The sequence below is a fragment of the Deinococcus proteolyticus MRP genome, from assembly GCF_000190555.1.
In the GTDB taxonomy this organism is placed as follows: Bacteria; Deinococcota; Deinococci; order Deinococcales; family Deinococcaceae; genus Deinococcus; species Deinococcus proteolyticus.
Genome location: NC_015161.1, coordinates 48,431 through 64,204, shown reverse-complemented (window position 1 = coordinate 64,204; position 15,774 = coordinate 48,431). Strand labels below are relative to the sequence as shown.

The 15,774-nt window shown below is 64.5% G+C and carries 18 protein-coding genes, 3 tRNA genes, 1 other RNA gene and 1 riboswitch; of the genes, 14 read left to right on the top strand and 8 right to left on the bottom strand.

Annotated features, from left to right (window positions below):
• Positions 1–51 precede the first annotated feature (51 nt).
• Positions 52–864: a DUF817 domain-containing protein gene (locus tag DEIPR_RS00345; RefSeq protein ID WP_013613846.1), complete on the top strand. Its 813-nt coding sequence runs from the start codon at positions 52–54 to the stop codon at positions 862–864.
• Between the two features lie 30 nt (positions 865–894).
• Here the strand turns inward: DEIPR_RS00345 and DEIPR_RS00340 are convergent, their stop codons facing one another.
• Entirely contained in the window at positions 895–1,725 is an 831-nt protein-coding gene (locus DEIPR_RS00340) for a DUF72 domain-containing protein (protein ID WP_041222124.1), read from the bottom strand.
• Between the two features lie 125 nt (positions 1,726–1,850).
• Complete coding sequence (locus DEIPR_RS00335; RefSeq protein WP_013613844.1) at positions 1,851–2,297, bottom strand: response regulator; 447 nt, start codon at positions 2,295–2,297, stop codon at positions 1,851–1,853.
• A gap of 164 nt (positions 2,298–2,461) precedes the next feature.
• Here DEIPR_RS00335 and DEIPR_RS00330 point away from each other — a divergent pair, with 164 nt between their 5' ends.
• The 7 genes from DEIPR_RS00330 to DEIPR_RS00300 all read left to right on the top strand — a co-directional run bounded on the left by DEIPR_RS00330 (position 2,462) and on the right by DEIPR_RS00300 (position 7,757).
• On the top strand, positions 2,462–3,040 hold the full coding sequence (locus DEIPR_RS00330; protein ID WP_041221870.1) for a 5-formyltetrahydrofolate cyclo-ligase: 579 nt from the start codon (positions 2,462–2,464) through the stop codon (positions 3,038–3,040).
• A gap of 335 nt (positions 3,041–3,375) precedes the next feature.
• Positions 3,376–3,522 carry a 50S ribosomal protein L34 gene (rpmH, locus tag DEIPR_RS00325; RefSeq protein ID WP_013613842.1) on the top strand — a complete coding sequence of 49 codons (147 nt, stop codon included), beginning with the start codon at positions 3,376–3,378 and terminating at the stop codon, positions 3,520–3,522.
• A 14-nt stretch (positions 3,523–3,536) separates the two neighbouring features.
• Complete coding sequence (gene rnpA / locus DEIPR_RS00320; RefSeq protein WP_013613841.1) at positions 3,537–4,037, top strand: ribonuclease P protein component; 501 nt, start codon at positions 3,537–3,539, stop codon at positions 4,035–4,037.
• Positions 4,034–4,309, top strand: a complete 276-nt coding sequence (gene yidD, locus DEIPR_RS00315; protein WP_013613840.1) for a membrane protein insertion efficiency factor YidD — start codon at positions 4,034–4,036, stop codon at positions 4,307–4,309. Before rnpA ends, yidD begins: the two co-directional genes overlap by 4 nt.
• 91 nt (positions 4,310–4,400) lie before the next feature.
• Positions 4,401–5,024 carry a tol-pal system YbgF family protein gene (locus tag DEIPR_RS00310; protein ID WP_013613839.1) on the top strand — a complete coding sequence of 208 codons (624 nt, stop codon included), beginning with the start codon at positions 4,401–4,403 and terminating at the stop codon, positions 5,022–5,024.
• A 39-nt stretch (positions 5,025–5,063) separates the two neighbouring features.
• A riboswitch (ZMP/ZTP riboswitch) is annotated at positions 5,064–5,150 on the top strand.
• 86 nt (positions 5,151–5,236) lie between these two features.
• Entirely contained in the window at positions 5,237–6,784 is a 1,548-nt protein-coding gene (gene purH, locus DEIPR_RS00305; protein ID WP_013613838.1) for a bifunctional phosphoribosylaminoimidazolecarboxamide formyltransferase/IMP cyclohydrolase, read from the top strand.
• Between the two features lie 40 nt (positions 6,785–6,824).
• Positions 6,825–7,757: a bifunctional 5,10-methylenetetrahydrofolate dehydrogenase/5,10-methenyltetrahydrofolate cyclohydrolase gene (locus DEIPR_RS00300; protein ID WP_013613837.1), complete on the top strand. Its 933-nt coding sequence runs from the start codon at positions 6,825–6,827 to the stop codon at positions 7,755–7,757.
• Between the two features lie 89 nt (positions 7,758–7,846).
• Here DEIPR_RS00300 and DEIPR_RS00295 read toward each other — a convergent pair whose 3' ends face one another.
• From DEIPR_RS00295 to DEIPR_RS00280, 4 genes are all read right to left on the bottom strand, one after another.
• Positions 7,847–9,373 carry an alanine/glycine:cation symporter family protein gene (locus DEIPR_RS00295; protein ID WP_013613836.1) on the bottom strand — a complete coding sequence of 509 codons (1,527 nt, stop codon included), beginning with the start codon at positions 9,371–9,373 and terminating at the stop codon, positions 7,847–7,849.
• 370 nt (positions 9,374–9,743) lie between these two features.
• Complete coding sequence (locus DEIPR_RS00290; protein ID WP_013613835.1) at positions 9,744–10,127, bottom strand: Fur family transcriptional regulator; 384 nt, start codon at positions 10,125–10,127, stop codon at positions 9,744–9,746.
• A gap of 134 nt (positions 10,128–10,261) precedes the next feature.
• Positions 10,262–11,131, bottom strand: a complete 870-nt coding sequence (locus DEIPR_RS00285; RefSeq protein ID WP_013613834.1) for a hypothetical protein — start codon at positions 11,129–11,131, stop codon at positions 10,262–10,264.
• 133 nt (positions 11,132–11,264) lie between these two features.
• Positions 11,265–11,468, bottom strand: coding sequence for a hypothetical protein (locus DEIPR_RS00280; RefSeq protein WP_041221868.1), 204 nt, complete (start codon positions 11,466–11,468; stop codon positions 11,265–11,267).
• Positions 11,469–11,706: 238 nt separating this feature from the next.
• Between DEIPR_RS00280 and DEIPR_RS00275 the strand changes: the two genes are divergently transcribed.
• The 4 genes from DEIPR_RS00275 to moaC all read left to right on the top strand — a co-directional run bounded on the left by DEIPR_RS00275 (position 11,707) and on the right by moaC (position 14,171).
• Positions 11,707–11,781, top strand: a tRNA-Glu gene (locus DEIPR_RS00275).
• Positions 11,782–11,897: 116 nt separating this feature from the next.
• Entirely contained in the window at positions 11,898–12,956 is a 1,059-nt protein-coding gene (locus DEIPR_RS00270; RefSeq protein ID WP_013613832.1) for a glucose-1-phosphate thymidylyltransferase, read from the top strand.
• A 112-nt stretch (positions 12,957–13,068) separates the two neighbouring features.
• Complete coding sequence (locus DEIPR_RS00265; RefSeq protein WP_013613831.1) at positions 13,069–13,686, top strand: YceD family protein; 618 nt, start codon at positions 13,069–13,071, stop codon at positions 13,684–13,686.
• Between the two features lie 5 nt (positions 13,687–13,691).
• Positions 13,692–14,171: a cyclic pyranopterin monophosphate synthase MoaC gene (gene moaC / locus DEIPR_RS00260; protein ID WP_013613830.1), complete on the top strand. Its 480-nt coding sequence runs from the start codon at positions 13,692–13,694 to the stop codon at positions 14,169–14,171.
• Between the two features lie 133 nt (positions 14,172–14,304).
• On the opposite strand, the gene ffs is transcribed toward moaC, so the two are convergent.
• Positions 14,305–14,401: signal recognition particle sRNA small type (gene ffs, locus DEIPR_RS00255), an RNA gene on the bottom strand.
• 111 nt (positions 14,402–14,512) lie between these two features.
• Positions 14,513–14,597 (bottom strand) — tRNA-Leu (locus tag DEIPR_RS00250).
• Between the two features lie 157 nt (positions 14,598–14,754).
• Here DEIPR_RS00250 and rpsO point away from each other — a divergent pair.
• Positions 14,755–15,030, top strand: coding sequence for a 30S ribosomal protein S15 (gene rpsO / locus DEIPR_RS00245; RefSeq protein WP_013613829.1), 276 nt, complete (start codon positions 14,755–14,757; stop codon positions 15,028–15,030).
• Positions 15,031–15,402: 372 nt separating this feature from the next.
• A tRNA-Leu gene (locus tag DEIPR_RS00240) sits at positions 15,403–15,487 on the top strand.
• Positions 15,488–15,774: the final 287 nt, after the last annotated feature.

Below are 15,774 nucleotides of genomic sequence, written 5' to 3'. Positions count from 1 at the left end.
ACCAAGTGACTGGTAGACACCGAGTGACTAGTAGACACCGAGTGGCCACCCATGACTAGAGGCTCACGTTGCCACGGCGCCGGCGCGCTGCTGCTGGAATTCGTGCGAATTCAGGCGCTGTGTTGCCTCTTCGCGGTGCTGGTGGTGGGGCTGCTGGCCCTGTCCGACCGGCTGCCGCCCGGCTTTCCGCTGGCCCGCGCCGACGCCATGCTGCTGGGCGTGCTGCTGGTGCAAGCGGGGCTGCTACTGACCCGTTTCGAGACGGCACGCGAGGCGGCGGCGCTGGGCCTGTTTCACCTGCTGGGCTTCACGCTGGAAGTGTTCAAGGTGCGGCACGGCAGCTGGAGCTACGACGCCGCTGGCCTGAGCGTGGTGGGCGGGGTGCCGCTGTACGCCGGGTTCATGTATGCCAGCGTGGGCAGCTATATGGCGCAGGCCTGGCGGCGGCTGGACCTGGCCCTGCACGGTGCCCCGCCGCTGTGGGCGCAGGTCGCACTGGCGGGGGCGGCCTATCTGAACTTTTTTACCCACCACTACGGCCCTGACCTGCGCTGGGTCATCTCGGCGCTGCTGGCGCTGGCCTACGCCCGCACGCGGGTCGAGTTCACCCTGCTGGGGCGGCGGCTGCAGATGCCGCTGCTGGCCTCGTTCGGGTTGATTGGCCTGACTGTCTGGGCAGCCGAGAACCTAGGGACCCTGCTGGGTGCCTGGGTGTACCCACACCAGCGGGGTGGCTGGCAACCCGTGGAGTGGAACAAATGGCTGGCCTGGACGCTGATGGTGGTGGTGGCTTTCCTGATCGTGTCCAGCCTCAAGCGGATGGAGGCACGGCTGGCCTCAGGACTGCCGGACACAGACACCTGACAGCAGGAGACCTGGCAGCGGGAGACCCGACTACAGCAGCCGCCCCGTATCTGCCGGCTGCGGGGTTATCACGCTCAGGCCACGGGCCTCCAGGGCTTCACGCAGCATCGGGATGTTGTGCAGGGCATGTCCCTTGGTGGTGTTCTGGAAAAACACGTACAGTTCGCTGAGGTCACCCTCCACCAGTGCGATTTTCTCGGCCCATTCGTCCATTTCGGCGCGGCTGTAGCGGTAGTCGTGGCGCTCAGCAGCACTCTGACCTTCCCACCAGCTGCCCTCGTTGCGGCCGTGCAGGCGCAGATACCCCACTTCGCCGGTCACGTGGACCTGCGGCTCGGGCATACCGCCCACCGGCGGGTAATCCGGACTGACCCAGATGACCCCGTATTCGGCCATGCCTTCACGCACCTCGGGGCGGTCCCAGCTGGCGTGGCGCACCTCTACCGCCAGCTCGTGCCCGGCAAAACGCTCGGTCAGTTCGGCCAGGTACAGCCGGTTCTCGCGGGTGCGGTGAAAGGAATAGGGAAACTGTGCCAGATAAGGCCCCATCATGCCGGCGTCACGCAGCGGCTCCGGGCTCTGAAGCATCCGGTCGAAGTCGCTGTCCTGCGGGGCACGGTCATGGGTAAACACCCGGTTCAGCTTCACTGCCATGCGGAAGTCGCGCCCGCCGGCACGCCGCACCATCCCCTCAAAGGCTTTGATCCCCGGAATGGCGTAAAAGGAACTGTTGAGCTCCACAGCTGCGAAATGCTCGGCGTAGGTCTGGAGGTAGGCGTCCTTTTTCACGCCCTCGTAAATCAGGCCCTCAGCGGTCCAGTCGTCGTTGGAGTAGCCTCCGCAGCCCAGCCAGATGTTCATCATGCAGGCACTATGCCGCCGCGCCGGCCGCAAAGCGTGGAGCGGCAGTTGTGTGGGCGTTTATGTCCAGCTGCACCCCACACAGTCACGCCCTGCCCGGCCGCAGCCCACTCAGCCCTGCGGAGTCAGCGGTTCACCTGATTTTGCCCGGTCCAGAAGTCCAGCACGCTGGCAATGGTGCGGTGGAAGTGGTCGTAGTCCAGCGGCTTGACCACGTAGGCGTTGGCGCCCAGGGTATACGACCGCTGCACGTCCGAGCGCTCGCGGCTGGTGCTGAGAATCACCACCGGCAGCGTGGCGGTGGCAGGGTTACCGCGAATGGCCTGCAGCACGCTTAGGCCGTCCATCTGGGGCATGTTCAGGTCCAGCAGGACCACGTCGGGCAGCTGCCCCGGCTGCGCGGCCTGACGCGACAGAAAGTCCAGGGCTTCTTGCCCACCCGACAGAATCTGCACGTTCGCCCGGTCCCCCGACTCGGCAGCCAGCTCGGAAAAGACGATTTGCGCCAGCTCGCGGTCATTGGCGTCATCGTCTACCAGCAGGATGGAATGTCTCGTCTGCTCTGCTGTCATCCCTTCTTCCCCCACTTCGCCTGATCCAGTTCCACCCTTGCAAAATCCTGCTCCTGAAGCTTCTCTTAAGAATCATATCATTGGCAGGAACCTTATGGACCGCTGTGTGGATGGCCATATGTCTGTGTCCGGGCCTTCCGGACCACCTCTGCAATCATGGGAACATGTCAATGCCTTTTTTGCCGCCGTATGCCAGCAAGCCCGCGTGGCGCCAGTGGGCCCACCAGCAGCGCGCTGCCCAGCCGGACGTATCGGCCGCAGTGGCCGAACATACGGCCGCTCTGCTGCGGCGGCTGGGCGCGGTGAGCGTGCTGACCTACCACGCCCTGCCCGGCGAACCGGACCTGAGCGCCCTGGCGCAGGACTTCCGGCTGCTGACCACCCGCGCCCGCGTGCGCCCGGAGCGCCACATGACGGTTCACGAGTGGGCCACCGCCAGTGAAATCAGCCCGCTGGGAGTGCGTCAGCCGCCCAGGGACACGCCGCAGGTGCCGCCCGGCGAGATTGACGCCGTGGTCCTGCCTGCGTTGGCCTTCGACCGCGCCGGCTTCCGCCTGGGCTACGGGGGCGGCTTTTACGACCGCTTTCTGGCGGGTTTCAGTGGCCCGACCATCGGCGTGACCCACTCGGCCCTGCTGCTGGATGAACTGCCCCACGAGGTGCACGATGTCCCACTGCACTGGATCGTGACCGAACAGGGCCCCGTGCAGGTGACCTCAGGGGGCGCTGCACAGCCCGGCTGAGCTCGGCTGCTGACCGCCCCAGCAAAGGGCACCGGGCACCGCTGCCCAGGCTCACAGACACGCAAACCTACAGATATCCAGGACCACAGATATCCGGAGCCGTGGTGTGATATTCTTTGCCAGTTTGCCCTCACGGGTCCCTGAACGGCACTGGCCGCCAGGGTCAAAGGGGCAGTCCGCGCAGGCCCGAGGGTCACGCGGATTCGGCGCCAGCCCCCCCGCCCTACCTCGCACGTGCCCAGCCGGGCACCCGAGGTACAGCAGGCCAAAGAGCTGCGCACTGCTGGCCCCCAGCCGGCAAATCCAACGCGGGCGAAAGCCCAAGGAGAGAATTCATGAAGCGTACCTACCAACCCAACCGCCGCAAGCGCGCCAAGACCCACGGTTTCCGCGCCCGTATGAAGACCAAAGCCGGCCGCAACATTCTGGCCCGCCGCCGCGCCAAGGGCCGCGCCCGCCTGACCGTCAGCGACGAGCAGTAACCCCGGAGGCGGCTGTGTCTGAAGCGAACGAACAGACCAGCCCCCCACCGACCAGCAGCGCCCTGCACAGACGTGCGGTGGCGCTGCAGTCATTGAAGGGGGAGCGGGAATTTCGCCGGGTGCGGCGGCTGGGCAGTGGGCTGCGGCATCCGCTGTTCAGTCTGAAGGTCACCGACTACCGCCCACGCTACGGCCAGCCCTGGCGCCCTGCAGCCCACATCGGCATCGTGGTGCCCAAAAAGGTGCTCAAGCACGCCGTGGACCGCAACCGGGTGCGCCGCCGCGTGCGTGAGGCCCTGCGGACCCTGCCTCAGAGCCCCCACGCCCAGGCCCTACCAGCCTGCCGGGGCATTCTCTTCCCTACAGAAGCCGCGCTGCACGTTTCCTTCTCCGAGCTGCAAGAGGCTCTGGCCGGGGCGATGGCGCAGGTGCCGGCGCGGGTCAAGGGGAATAAGGGGGGCGGCAAGCGGCAGGGGGGCAGCCGTGGAGCTGGGAAGCGGGAAGACCGGCCGTGAGCGCCCCCCCACCCGGCCCCGGCCCCACCACTGGCCCGGTGGCTGCCCTGCTGATTCGGGCGGTGCGCTGGTACCAGCGTGAAGTGTCGCCGCGCAAGCCCGCGCCCACCTGCCGCTTCAGCCCCACCTGCTCGGGCTACGCGGTGACGGCCCTGCAGCGGCACGGGGCGGTCAAGGGAGGCTGGCTGGCCTTCTGGCGCTTTTTCCGCTGCAATCCGCTGTTTCCTGGCGGTCACGACCCGGTGCCCGAGCAGTGGCCCCGGCAGCACTGACTGCCGGCACACCTGCTGCCAACCGTATCTCTAAACACTTTCGCTAGTCCCTCTTACGCGGTGCTGCCCAGGCTGACCCTAGGGTGCAGGTATGACCAACGAAAGCATCAAGTCCCGGTTCAGCAACGAAGAGTGGATGAAAGTGATGACCGGCGCCGGCAATGCGGGTGCGGCCATCGTGGCGGCCAGCCCCAGCGGCGTAACCGGCCTGGTGGCCGAGATGGGCGCCATCGTAAAGGGCGTGCGCGAGGAAGTCGGCAAGCAGCCCCGCACCCCTTTGCTGGAAGCCATCGCCGCCGACCTGGTGGCCGGCCCGCCTGAAGGACTCAAGCAGGACGACCAGGGCCGTATCACCAACATGGAAGAAGCCGTGGAGCGCTCCTTGGAAGGCGTGCGCCAGGCGCTGTGGCTGGTCGACAGCAAAGCCAGCCCTGAAGACGCCCAGAGCTACCGCGCCATGCTGCGGACCATCGCCCAGCGCGTGGCCGAGGCGGCCAAGGAAGGCGGTTTCCTGGGCATAGGCGGCGAACAGGTCAGCGAAAAGGAGCGCAGTGTGCTGGCCCAGCTGGACGAACTGATGGGCGGCCAGGGCGAAATCACCCGCGCCGCGACTGGCGCGCAGGGACAGGCGTCAGCTTCCAGCGCCGATATGCCTAGCACCAATGTGCTCAGCACCGGTATGCCCAGCCCCGACGGTTCGGGCAACGCGAACTGAAGCTCCCACACCCGCCCTTCATAGGGTAAATTAGGCCTCAGAGCTCGCAGTGACTGGCGCCGCGACGTGGACCACCACGGGGAAGCTGCGAGAAATCAAGGGAGGCCGCGCGCCTGGGTCGGATGGTATTCCCCTGCGGGGGAGCCATCCGCTTTTTCATGTCGCTTCACGCTGCTGCCTGCCGCGTGCCTGCGCCCCTCAGGAGGAACCCCATGAACACAAGACGCGCCCTGCTTTCGGTCAGCGACAAGACCGGAATCACCGACTTTGCCCGGCAGCTGCACGGCGCTGGCTGGGAACTGGTCAGCACCGGCGGCACGCTGAAAGTGCTGGAGGAAGCGGGCCTGCCCGTCCGCGCCGTGAGCGACCTGACCGGCTTCCCTGAAATGCTGGACGGCCGGGTCAAGACCCTGCACCCGGCCATTCACGGCGGCGTGCTGGCCCGGCGCGAGAGCGGGCACCTGGCACAGCTGGCGGAGCACGGCATCGGCACCATCGACCTGGTCTGCGTGAATCTCTACCCCTTCCGCGAGACCGTGGCCCGCGGTGCACCCGACGCTGAGGTGATCGAGAACATCGACATCGGCGGACCAGCCATGATTCGCTCGGCGGCCAAGAATCACGAGTCGGTGCTGATTCTGGTGGACCCCGCCGACTACCCGCTGGCCCTGCAGGCCGAAGTCAGCCGCACCGACCGCCGCCGCCTGGCAGCCAAGGCCTACGCGCACACCAGCGCCTACGACGCCGCCATCACGGCTTATCTGGGTGGTGGGGAGCAGGGGCAGCCAGAACCGGCAGATGCGGCACTCCCCGCGCACCTCAGCCTGGACCTGCACCGCGCCCACGAGGTGCGCTACGGCGAGAACCCGCACCAGGCGGGAGCCATTTACCGCTGGGGCGAGCAGCGGGGGCCGGTGCTGGACGCCCAGGTGGTCGCCGGCAAACCGATGAGCTTCAACAATTACGCCGACGCCGACGCCGCCTGGGCCCTGTGCGCCGAGCTGGCTGCCAGCCACAGCGGCCAGGTGGCCTGCGTGGCCGTCAAGCACGCCAACCCCTGCGGCGTGGCTCTGGGCGGCAGCGTGGCCCAGGCCTGGACCCAGGCCCGCGACGCCGACACCCTCAGCGTGTTCGGCGGGGTGGTGGCCGTCAGCGGCCCGGTGGACCTGGAAGCGGCCCGGAGCTTTCACGGCACCTTTCTGGAAGTGCTGATTGCCCCGGCGGTCAGCGCCGAGGCGGTGGAATGGTTCGCCGCCAAGAAGCCCGACCTGCGCGTGCTGGTGGCAGCCAGTGCCGAAGCCGGCCGTTTGGACGTGCGTCCGCTGAGCGGCGGTTTTGCCGTGCAGGAGCGCGACCTGCGCCGCTGGGACGACCTGTGCCCCGAAGTGGTGACGGCAACCCAGCCCAGCGAATCCCAGTGGGCGGACCTGCGGTTTGCCTGGGAAGTCGCTAAATACGCCCGTTCCAACGCTGTCGTGCTGGCCCGCGCCGGAATCACGGTGGGTATCGGAGCCGGAGCGGTCAGCCGCATCTGGGCCGCCGAGCGTGCTGCCGCCAACGCGGGTGAGGCGGCCCAGGGAGCCGTGATGGCGTCCGAAGCCTTTTTCCCCTTTGATGACGTGGTGCGCCTGGCCGGGCAGGCCGGCGTGTCGGCCATCGTCCAGCCGGGCGGGGCCAAGCGCGACCCCGAAGTGATTGCCGCCGCCGATGAGCTGGGCATCAGCATGGTGCTGACCGGTTCGCGGCACTTCCGGCATTAGAAGCTGTCCGGCATTAGGCTGGGGCCAGGAGCGTGAACAGATGACAGATACGGTACAGCCGGCAGATACGGTACAACCGGCAGGCCCAGTCCGCCTGAAGGGCAAACCACTGGCCACCCAGGTGCTGGCCCACGTAAGCGGGGCCCTGGAGGGCTGGGCGCAGGAAGGATTTGCGCCGCGCCTGGTCAGCGTGCTGGCCTCCAACGACCCCGCCTCGCAGGTGTACGCACAGGCCAAGGCCCGCCGCGCTGGCAAGCTGGGCGTGCGCTACGAGGTGCTGGACCTGGGCGCAGAGGCCACGCAGGCTGAGCTGGACCGCACCCTGGCCGGGCTGTCGGCCGACCCGGACGTGCACGGCATCATGCTGGAACTGCCGCTCGCCCCGCAGCTGGACGCGGTAGACAGCTTCCTGCACCTCAGCCGCCGCAAGGATATCGAGGGCCTTACTCCGGCCAACCTTTCCCGGCTGGCGGCCGGGCAGGAGAACTCGGTGCTGCTGCCGCCCACTCCGCGCAGTATCCGCTACCTGCTGCGCCAGGCTTTCGGCAACGACCTGCGGGGCAGGCGCATCGCCGTGATCGGGCCGGGCCGCACGGTGGGGCGCCCGCTGGTATGGATGCTGAACAACTTCGGCGCGACCGTGACTCTGCTCAACGAGCACAGCCGCGACCTGACCGAGTTGCTGCGGCCGCAGGACGCGGTGGTGGTGGCGGTGGGCCGGCGCGGCCTGCTGCGCCCCGAACAGGTGCAGCCGCACCACGTTGTCATTGATGCCGGTATCAACGTGACGGATGACGGCGTGGTAGGCGACGCCGACCCGGCGGTGGCTCAGGTGGTGCGGGCCATCACGCCGGTGCCGGGCGGCGTGGGGCCACTGACCAGCGCCCTGATGTACCAGAACATGGTGCGGGCCGTGCAGCTGCAGCGCGGTGAAACCCCGGAGGAACACGCCCTGGACCTGACCCTGCCCTGAGGCAGACTACGCCCGGTAGGCGTGTACACAGCAAAAGCCCTCACGTTCAGGCGAGGGCTTTTGCTGTGTAGGCAGCGCGCAGGAGGTGTTCAGCCGGTGCGCTGAATACGTCCGGAATTCAGGTCGGCGCGGTACTCGGCCAGTTCGCGCTTGACCACCGGCATCAGCAGGTACAGACCGATGATGTTGGGAATAGACATCACGAAGATCATGGAATCCGAGAAGTCGATGATGGAATTCAGGTCCAAGCTGGCACCGATGACGGTAGCGATAAGGAAAAACACCTGAAAGGCCAAGATGGCGGTCTTGTTTTCGCCGGTCAGATAGCCCACCGCTTTGGTCCCGTAATAGGCCCAGGTGATGATGGTGCTGATGGCGAACAGGATCACTGCCAGGGTCACGAACCACGAGAACTGAGGCACCACCGAGCTGAATGCGGCGCTGGTCATGGTGACTCCCGACAAGTCGGGGTTCTTGTACACGCCGGTAACCACCAGGGTCAGCGCAGTCATGGTGCAGATAACCACCGTGTCGATAAAGGGCTCCAGCAACGACACGTAGCCTTCAGTCACGGGGCGGTCGGTCTTCACAGCCGAGTGGGCGATGGCGGCCGAGCCGATACCGGCCTCGTTGGAGAAAGTGGCGCGGCGGATGCCCTGAATCAGCACGCCGATGGCTCCACCCGCGACTCCTTCGGGACTGAAAGCACCGGAGATGATGGAGCTGATAGCCGCTGGAATCTGCCCGGCGTTCAGCAACAGCACCAGCAGGCCACCAAACACGTACAGGCCGGCCATAAACGGCACCAGCTTATCGGTCACGTTGGCGATGCTCTTGATTCCGCCGATAATCACCGAACCCACGATGCCGGCAATCACGATGCCCAGCAGCCACTTGTAGGGAGCCAGTGGGCTGGCGTCGCCGCCAGTGATGGACACCAGCTGCAGCACGGTCTGGTTGCTCTGGAACATGTTGCCGCCGCCCAAGCTGCCGAAAATGGCAGCCACGGCGAAGATGGCGGCCAGTGCCGAACCCAGGCCTCCCATGCCGCGCTCGGCCAGGCCACGTGACAGGTAGAACATCGGCCCACCCGACACGCTGCCGTCGGGGTTTTCACGGCGGTATTTCACGCCCAGGGTGCATTCCACGAACTTGGAGCTCATGCCCAGCAGGCCGGCAACAATCATCCAGAAGGTGGCACCGGGGCCGCCCAGGCTGATGGCCACGGCCACCCCGGCGATATTGCCCAGGCCCACCGTGCCGCTCACCGCAGCCGTCAGGGCCTGAAAGTGGCTGACTTCACCGGGACCGCTGGAGTGGTTGTCGTACTTGCCCCGCACGATGTCGATGGCGTGGCGAAATCCCCGCAGGTTAATGAACCCGAGGTAGAGAGTGAAAATGATAGCGGCCGTAATCAGCCACAGCACGATCAGAGGCAGGTCGGCTCCCCCCACCGGGACCGAGTAGAACACCGTACTGGCCACAGCATTACTGACAGGCGCCAGCGCCGCGTTGATTCGGTCATCAATCCCCACCGGGGCAGCTGGCGCAGAGGCTGCCGCGAAGCCGGAGGTGGCTGCGGCCAGGGCCAGGAAAAAATGCTCAGGTCTCTTCATGTGCTCTCCTTACGATTCCGTCAGGAACCTTGCTCTTCTTCATGGAATTGAGGGCTCCATGATGGATGAATAAAGATGCGCTATGATGAGAATAAGGTGAGCTGAAGGAGCAAATGGGCTCAATTTGACTGGTAAATTTTGAAGTTAATAACGAAATGTCAGCCTGTTTCTCAAAAATCTGAACAATCATGATCTACCATCAGCAACGCTGACAGAATATTCAAGGGCTGTATAGAGCTGGGCTCTACTTGAGCTGGCCCCTTCGGAACAGCTGCCAGGAGTGGCCGGGCAGCGTTTGCTCCCACATCGTGGAGGCGTGGCAGCCTGCTCAGGCAGGCCCCATTCGGAGACAGCACGCTCAACTGTGCTCTCAAGCTCCAGGGGCACAGGCCGGACACAGGCCATAGAGGGTGACCTCATGGCTGCGGACCACGAATCCCTCAGCGAACACTGTTCCGCTCGGCAGGTCCACCGGGCAGACGTGGAGCGTGAAGACCCGGCCACAACGCTCACACGAGAAGTGATGGTGGTGCCCCTGCCCGGTTCGCTCGTACAGAGATTCGCCGTCCACCGCGATGGCGTGAATCTGGCGCTGTTCGGTCAGCAACTTCAGGGTGCGGTACACCGTGGCAATGCCCAAGCGCGGCAGAGTTTGCTGCGCCCGCCCATGGATTTCCGGCACGCCTAACGGACCCTCGGCCTCCTCAATAACCTGGGCGATCACTTCTCGCTGGCGGGTGGTGCGCAGAGACATGCCCTCCACGCTAGCAGACAGGGAAGCCAGCAAAAGATGCCCTCAGAGCCGGCGCTTCCAGAAGACAAAAAAAAGCAGCCCCGCAGGGCCACTTTCAGTCAAAACACGCTCACATGAAGCGCGGTAGGCGCAGTTCAGGACTCGTCGCCGCCACGGTTGCCCCAGCCACGGTCAGCGCGGGCGCGGGGGCGGAAAGAGGTTTCCTCGCTGCTACGACCGCCGAAGTCACGGCCGCCACGGTCTTCACGCGGACGGAAGCCACCACCATCACGGCCACCGAAATCACGGCTGCCACGGTCCTCACGTGGACGGAAGCCGCCACCATCACGGCCACCGAAGTCACGGCCGCCGCGGTCTTCACGCGGACGGAAGCCGCCACCATCACGGCCACCGAAATCACGGCTGCCGCGGTCTTCGCGCGGACGGAAGCCGCCACCATCACGGCCACCGAAGTCACGGCCGCCGCGGTCTTCACGCGGACGGAAGCCGCCACCATCACGGCCACCGAAGTCACGGCCGCCGCGGTCTTCACGCGGACGGAAGCCGCCACCATCACGGCCGCCGAAGTCACGGCGAGGAGCCCCGCCCTGACGGCCCGAGCCCACAGCATCCCGCAGGTCGCGCATCTCACGGCGCAGGCCACGGATTTCCTTGGACTGGGCCTCAAGCATTTCGCGCAGGTCACCCATCACGGCCAGCAGATCGTCCACATCCACGTATTCCACGTCTTCGTCGTCTGCATCGGCGGCCCACTGCTCGGCACCTGCCGCGTCGGTCTCTACGGTATCCAGGTCCATCTCGTCCAAGTCGCTGTCGCCTTCCTGGGCGTCCAGCACCTGGTCTTCGTCAATTTCGCCCTGCAATTCGGGCAGTACGTCACGCACTTCCTGGGGCATATCACCCTGCAGGCCGCTCTGGGGCTGCTGATCGGCAGTCTGGTCAGCCATGGTCTGGGGCTCAGCCTGGGATTCGCCGGCAGGCTGGCGTTGGTCTTGGTCGGTCATGATGATTCCTTTCCTGCGCCTCGTGCCCCGGCCACTTCACCAGTGGGCGCTCAGGGCGCGCAGTGGAGCACAGTCTAACACCCCTGTCCCGAGGGCGACTGCGGGCCAAACATCAATACTTGCCAGGGAAGTCTCAGCGCCGGAACACCTGGCGCAGAATCAGGTACAGCGGCCAGTACAGCACTGCAGCAACCGCCACCCCCGCCAGCAGCCCTATCCAGACGTTCTGCCCATAGGCCAGCCAAGCCGCCAGCCACCCGAAGGTTCCCAGGCTGGTCGCGAACATGATGGCAAAGCGCCGGGCAGTGTCTTCGGGTCGCCAGGAATTGAAGTCCATAGCTGACATTATGGCCCTGCTGCAGCCAGCAAAAGCCCTTGCCCGCCAGCTCGGCTGAGTACACCCGGCCCCAGGCTCAGGCAGCCGTAAACCCCGCTCTGGACGGCCCTACGCGAGCTCTAAACCTGCAGCCCCACTCGCTATTGACGGACCGAAAAACCCGTGTTACTATTTTCCGGTGCCTGCATGGCACCCCCTTGAAAGGCAGCAAAAGTTATTCTGACTTCGCTGTGCGTGTGGCCCCATCGTCTAACGGTTAGGACACCACCCTTTCAAGGTGGCGATACGGGTTCGAATCCCGTTGGGGTCACCATTTTTCCTCCGCTTCGGCGGAGGTTTTTTTATGTTGTCCTTGGCCCTGTCCTCACATAAGTGCTTAGCAGAGAAATCTTCACATGCTGCATTGTCCTGCTGCCTACACTTGCAGGAATGAAAGCTATTATTCCGGCTGCTGGTCTGGGCACACGCATGCGCCCCCTGACCTTTACACGTCCTAAACCTGTCCTGCGGGTGGCAGGTGAGCCAATCATCCACCACGCTATCCAAACCCTCCGTGACGCCGGCATCGAGAGTGTAGGTGTGGTCGTCTCGGACATTACCCGTGACGAAATTGCACACGTGACCGAGCAGATCAGCGATATGGACATCTCCTTGATCAATCAGCATCAGCAGCTGGGACTGGGACACGCCGTTCTGACGGCGCGGGAGTGGGTCGGCGAGGACAATTTCTGTGTTTATCTGGGGGACAACCTGTTTGAAGGGGGCGTCGCTCCTTACGTTCAGCGCTTTCAGGAGTTGCAGCCCGAGGCCCTGATCGCCCTGGTCGAGGTGGCGGACCCCACCGCCTTCGGTGTGGCCGAGATGGAGGGCGAACGCATCGTCCGGCTGGTGGAAAAACCCAAGAACCCACTCAGCAATCTGGCTGTGGCCGGCTTTTACTGCTTTACCCCGCGCCTGTTCGACGTACTGGAACATCTGCAGCCGTCGGCACGTGGAGAGTACGAGATTACCGATGCCATTCAGGCCCTGATTGAAGCGGAGCAGCCGGTGATTGGCCAGCAGGTGGAAGGCTGGTGGAAGGACACGGGCCGCCCTGAGGACCTGCTGGATGCCAACCGGCTGCTGCTGGAGCACCTGGAAACCTCTATCGAAGGAGAGGTGGAGAGCAGCCGCATCACCGGGCGGGTGCAGATTCCGGCCAGCAGCCGCGTGGTGCGCAGCAAGATCGTGGGCCCCGTGCTGCTGGGCGAGAACGTGGTCATCGAGGACGCCTACATCGGACCCTTTACCAGTGTGGGCAGCGGCACCGAGATTCGCGGCGCCGAGGTGGAGCATTCGGTGATTGACGCCGAAGCCAAGATTCTCAACTTGCCGACCCGGCTTCAGGACTGCCTGATTGGCCTGCGCGCCCAGGTGCGGGGCGGACGGACCGTGCCGCGCACCCACAAGCTGACCATTTCGGATGCCAGCGTGGTGGAACTGGCCTGAGCTCCGTACTGCCCGGAAGTGCTTGGGGCAGTAGGAGGGCACGCGGCAGAAGCATGGGCCAGCGTGCAGCCCGGCTCAGTCCACCCGGCTGCCCCGGCCTATCATGGACAACATGACTGACAAGACTTCTTTGCCTGAACTCCACCTGGGCCAGCTGCTACGTACTGGCCAGGACGCCCACGCAGCGGGCGAGGTGACCGAGCTCCGCTATGAGCAAGGCGGCGAACAGCTGCTGACCTTTGCCGAACCCGCCCCTTACCGGGTGGATATCAACAGTGTCGGCGGCGACGACTTTTATCTGCAGGGCTACTTCCGCCCTACCCTGCAGACCGAGTGCGCCCGCTGCCTGCGCCCAGTAGAACTGCCGCTGGATCTTAAGCTGGGGACGCTGATGCGCTTCGACCCATCGGTCGAGACGCCCTATATCGAAGAAGCCGAAAGTGGTGAGGAACTGCTGATGTTCGGCGAGCCGCAGCTCGACCTGAGCGGTTTCCTGGCCGAGACAGCGCTGGTCAGTGTGCCGCTGGTGGTGCTGCATGACCCCGAATGCAAGGGGCTGTGCCAAGTGTGTGGGCAAGACCTCAACGAGGGAACCTGCGAGCACGCCGCCGCCGTGCCGGTCGAAGCGGAAGAAGCCGCTGCCCAGAAGCGGGACGACGCCAACAACCCCTTCGCAGCGCTGCGCGGCCTGAACCTGCCCGACAGTGACAGTTCCCGCGATCAGGACTGAGCCGCGTGAGCGACAGCGAACTGACCCACTTCAGGGACGGCCGCCCGCGCATGGTGGACGTGTCGGACAAGGCCGTGACTGTGCGCGAAGCCAGCGCGGAGGGCTGGGTCCGCCTGCCTCCAGAAGCCCGCGCCGCTCTCGAAGCGGGCCGCACCCCCAAGGGCGACCCGCTGGTAGTGGCGCAGCTGGCTGGCCTCCAGGCCGCCAAACGCACCGCCGACCTGGTACTGCTGTGCCATCCTCTACCCATCAGCGGGAGCCGGGTAGAACTGACGCTGGAACCGCAGGGGGTGCATATTGTGGCCACCGTGCGCACCACTGGGCAAACCGGCGTGGAGATGGAAGCCCTGACTGCCGTCACCGTAGCAGCGCTGAACCTGTACGACATGCTCAAGGCGGTCAGCAAGGCCGTCGAGATTGACAGCGTGCGGCTGCTTAGCAAATCAGGCGGCAAAAGCGGAGACTACCAGGCCAGAGAAAAGTAGGCGGCAAAAAGCGAGGGGAGGACAGGTCCAAGCGGACTGTCCTCCCTTTATTGCTTATTGGTTGCTTATTGGATTTCACCCCTACCGGAGTTCAGCGGGCATGGCGCCAGCTGGAAAAAGGCACAAAAAAAGCACTGCCAAGCAACAACGAACCCGAACGATAACCCTTATGGCTGCTGCCTTCCGACTCTGACCAGGTTCAAGTCTCGCTCGCCACGCTTGCGCCGGCAATGCGAGAAAGAGAGTAGCACACGGCGGCGCAGGCTGACAAATAGGTGACGTACCCCGGCGTCCCGGCGCAGACCAAAAAAAGGCCCACCAGAGGAGCGGTAGGCCGGGCCTGGTGCTGGGAATGGGACTTGAACCCACACGGTGTGAACCACACGCCCCTCAAGCGTGCGCGTCTACCAATTCCGCCACCCCAGCAGGGGCCTCAAAATGATAGGGGCCACCCCTGGAGAAGTCAAGGTGAGGCGCCTTGTGGACGCGTACGGGCCCATGCTAGGCTGGCGTTTGCCGCTGGCGCGGTGGGGGTTTTCCCTGGCTGCACCACGCGGGACTTCACAACAAGAGAGGTTTACACATGATCGACAAGAAACAGGTCATCACTGACAACCAGCGCGGCCAGAACGACACCGGCAGCACCGAAGTGCAGGTGGCTCTGCTGACCGCCCGCATCAACAACCTGAGCGCCCACCTGCAGGCCAACAAGAAGGACAAGCACAGCCAGCGTGGTCTGCAGCTGCTGAACGGTCAGCGCCGCCGCCTGCTGAAGTACATGGAGCGCACCGACTACGATGGCTACATTGCCCTGACCGATAAGCTCGGCATCCGCCGCGGCCAGCGCATCGTCAAGTAAGCCCTGTCAGAGGGGCGCCATGTCAGCGCCCGCAAACAAAGGCCAGCCTCCGGGCTGGTTTTTTGGTCTTTTGCGGAAGGTCTCCACTGTCGGGCTTCCCTTGCCCTGCCCCCTGCCAACCTGGGCCTCTCCGGCCTGACTCGCTTCCGCCAGAAAGGTCTAGGGAACTTTGGAATCTGGAGCTCCTCACCTTCACTTTGAGGACGCCCTTTCGGCGTGTATTTGGCCTAGGGAACGAGCTGTCAGCTATGTCTGGGGTCTCCTTTCCAGTCCACTTCTCCCACCCCCTTGACAGAACCGGGCGCGGCCGGTAAATTAAGCAAGCCTGATTCACGGAAGCGCTTCAAAAGCGCCGAAGGAAGAACCGAAGATGCCGAGGTGGCGGAATTGGTAGACGCGCTAGTTTCAGGGACTAGTGCCGCAAGGCGTGTGGGTTCAAGTCCCATCCTCGGCACCAAGAAAGGGCCCCGTTTCCGAAAAGGAGCGGGGCTCTTTTTATTGTGTTGCTACCCTGCCCCCCACTCAGATCTTCTGAGAGGTCATCTGGACAATGGGGACGAGGGCCAAGTAGGCCCGTATTTACTCGCTCTGCTCGCGGAGAATCGTGGGAGTGCGACCACACCGCGATTTTTTATCCAGCTTCTATATAGAGATTGACAATCCACGGTGACAGGCAGCAAACTAAAGTTCAGATTAAATCATCAATAATATGCTATTTTACCTCCATAATTTACCGACGGGGTA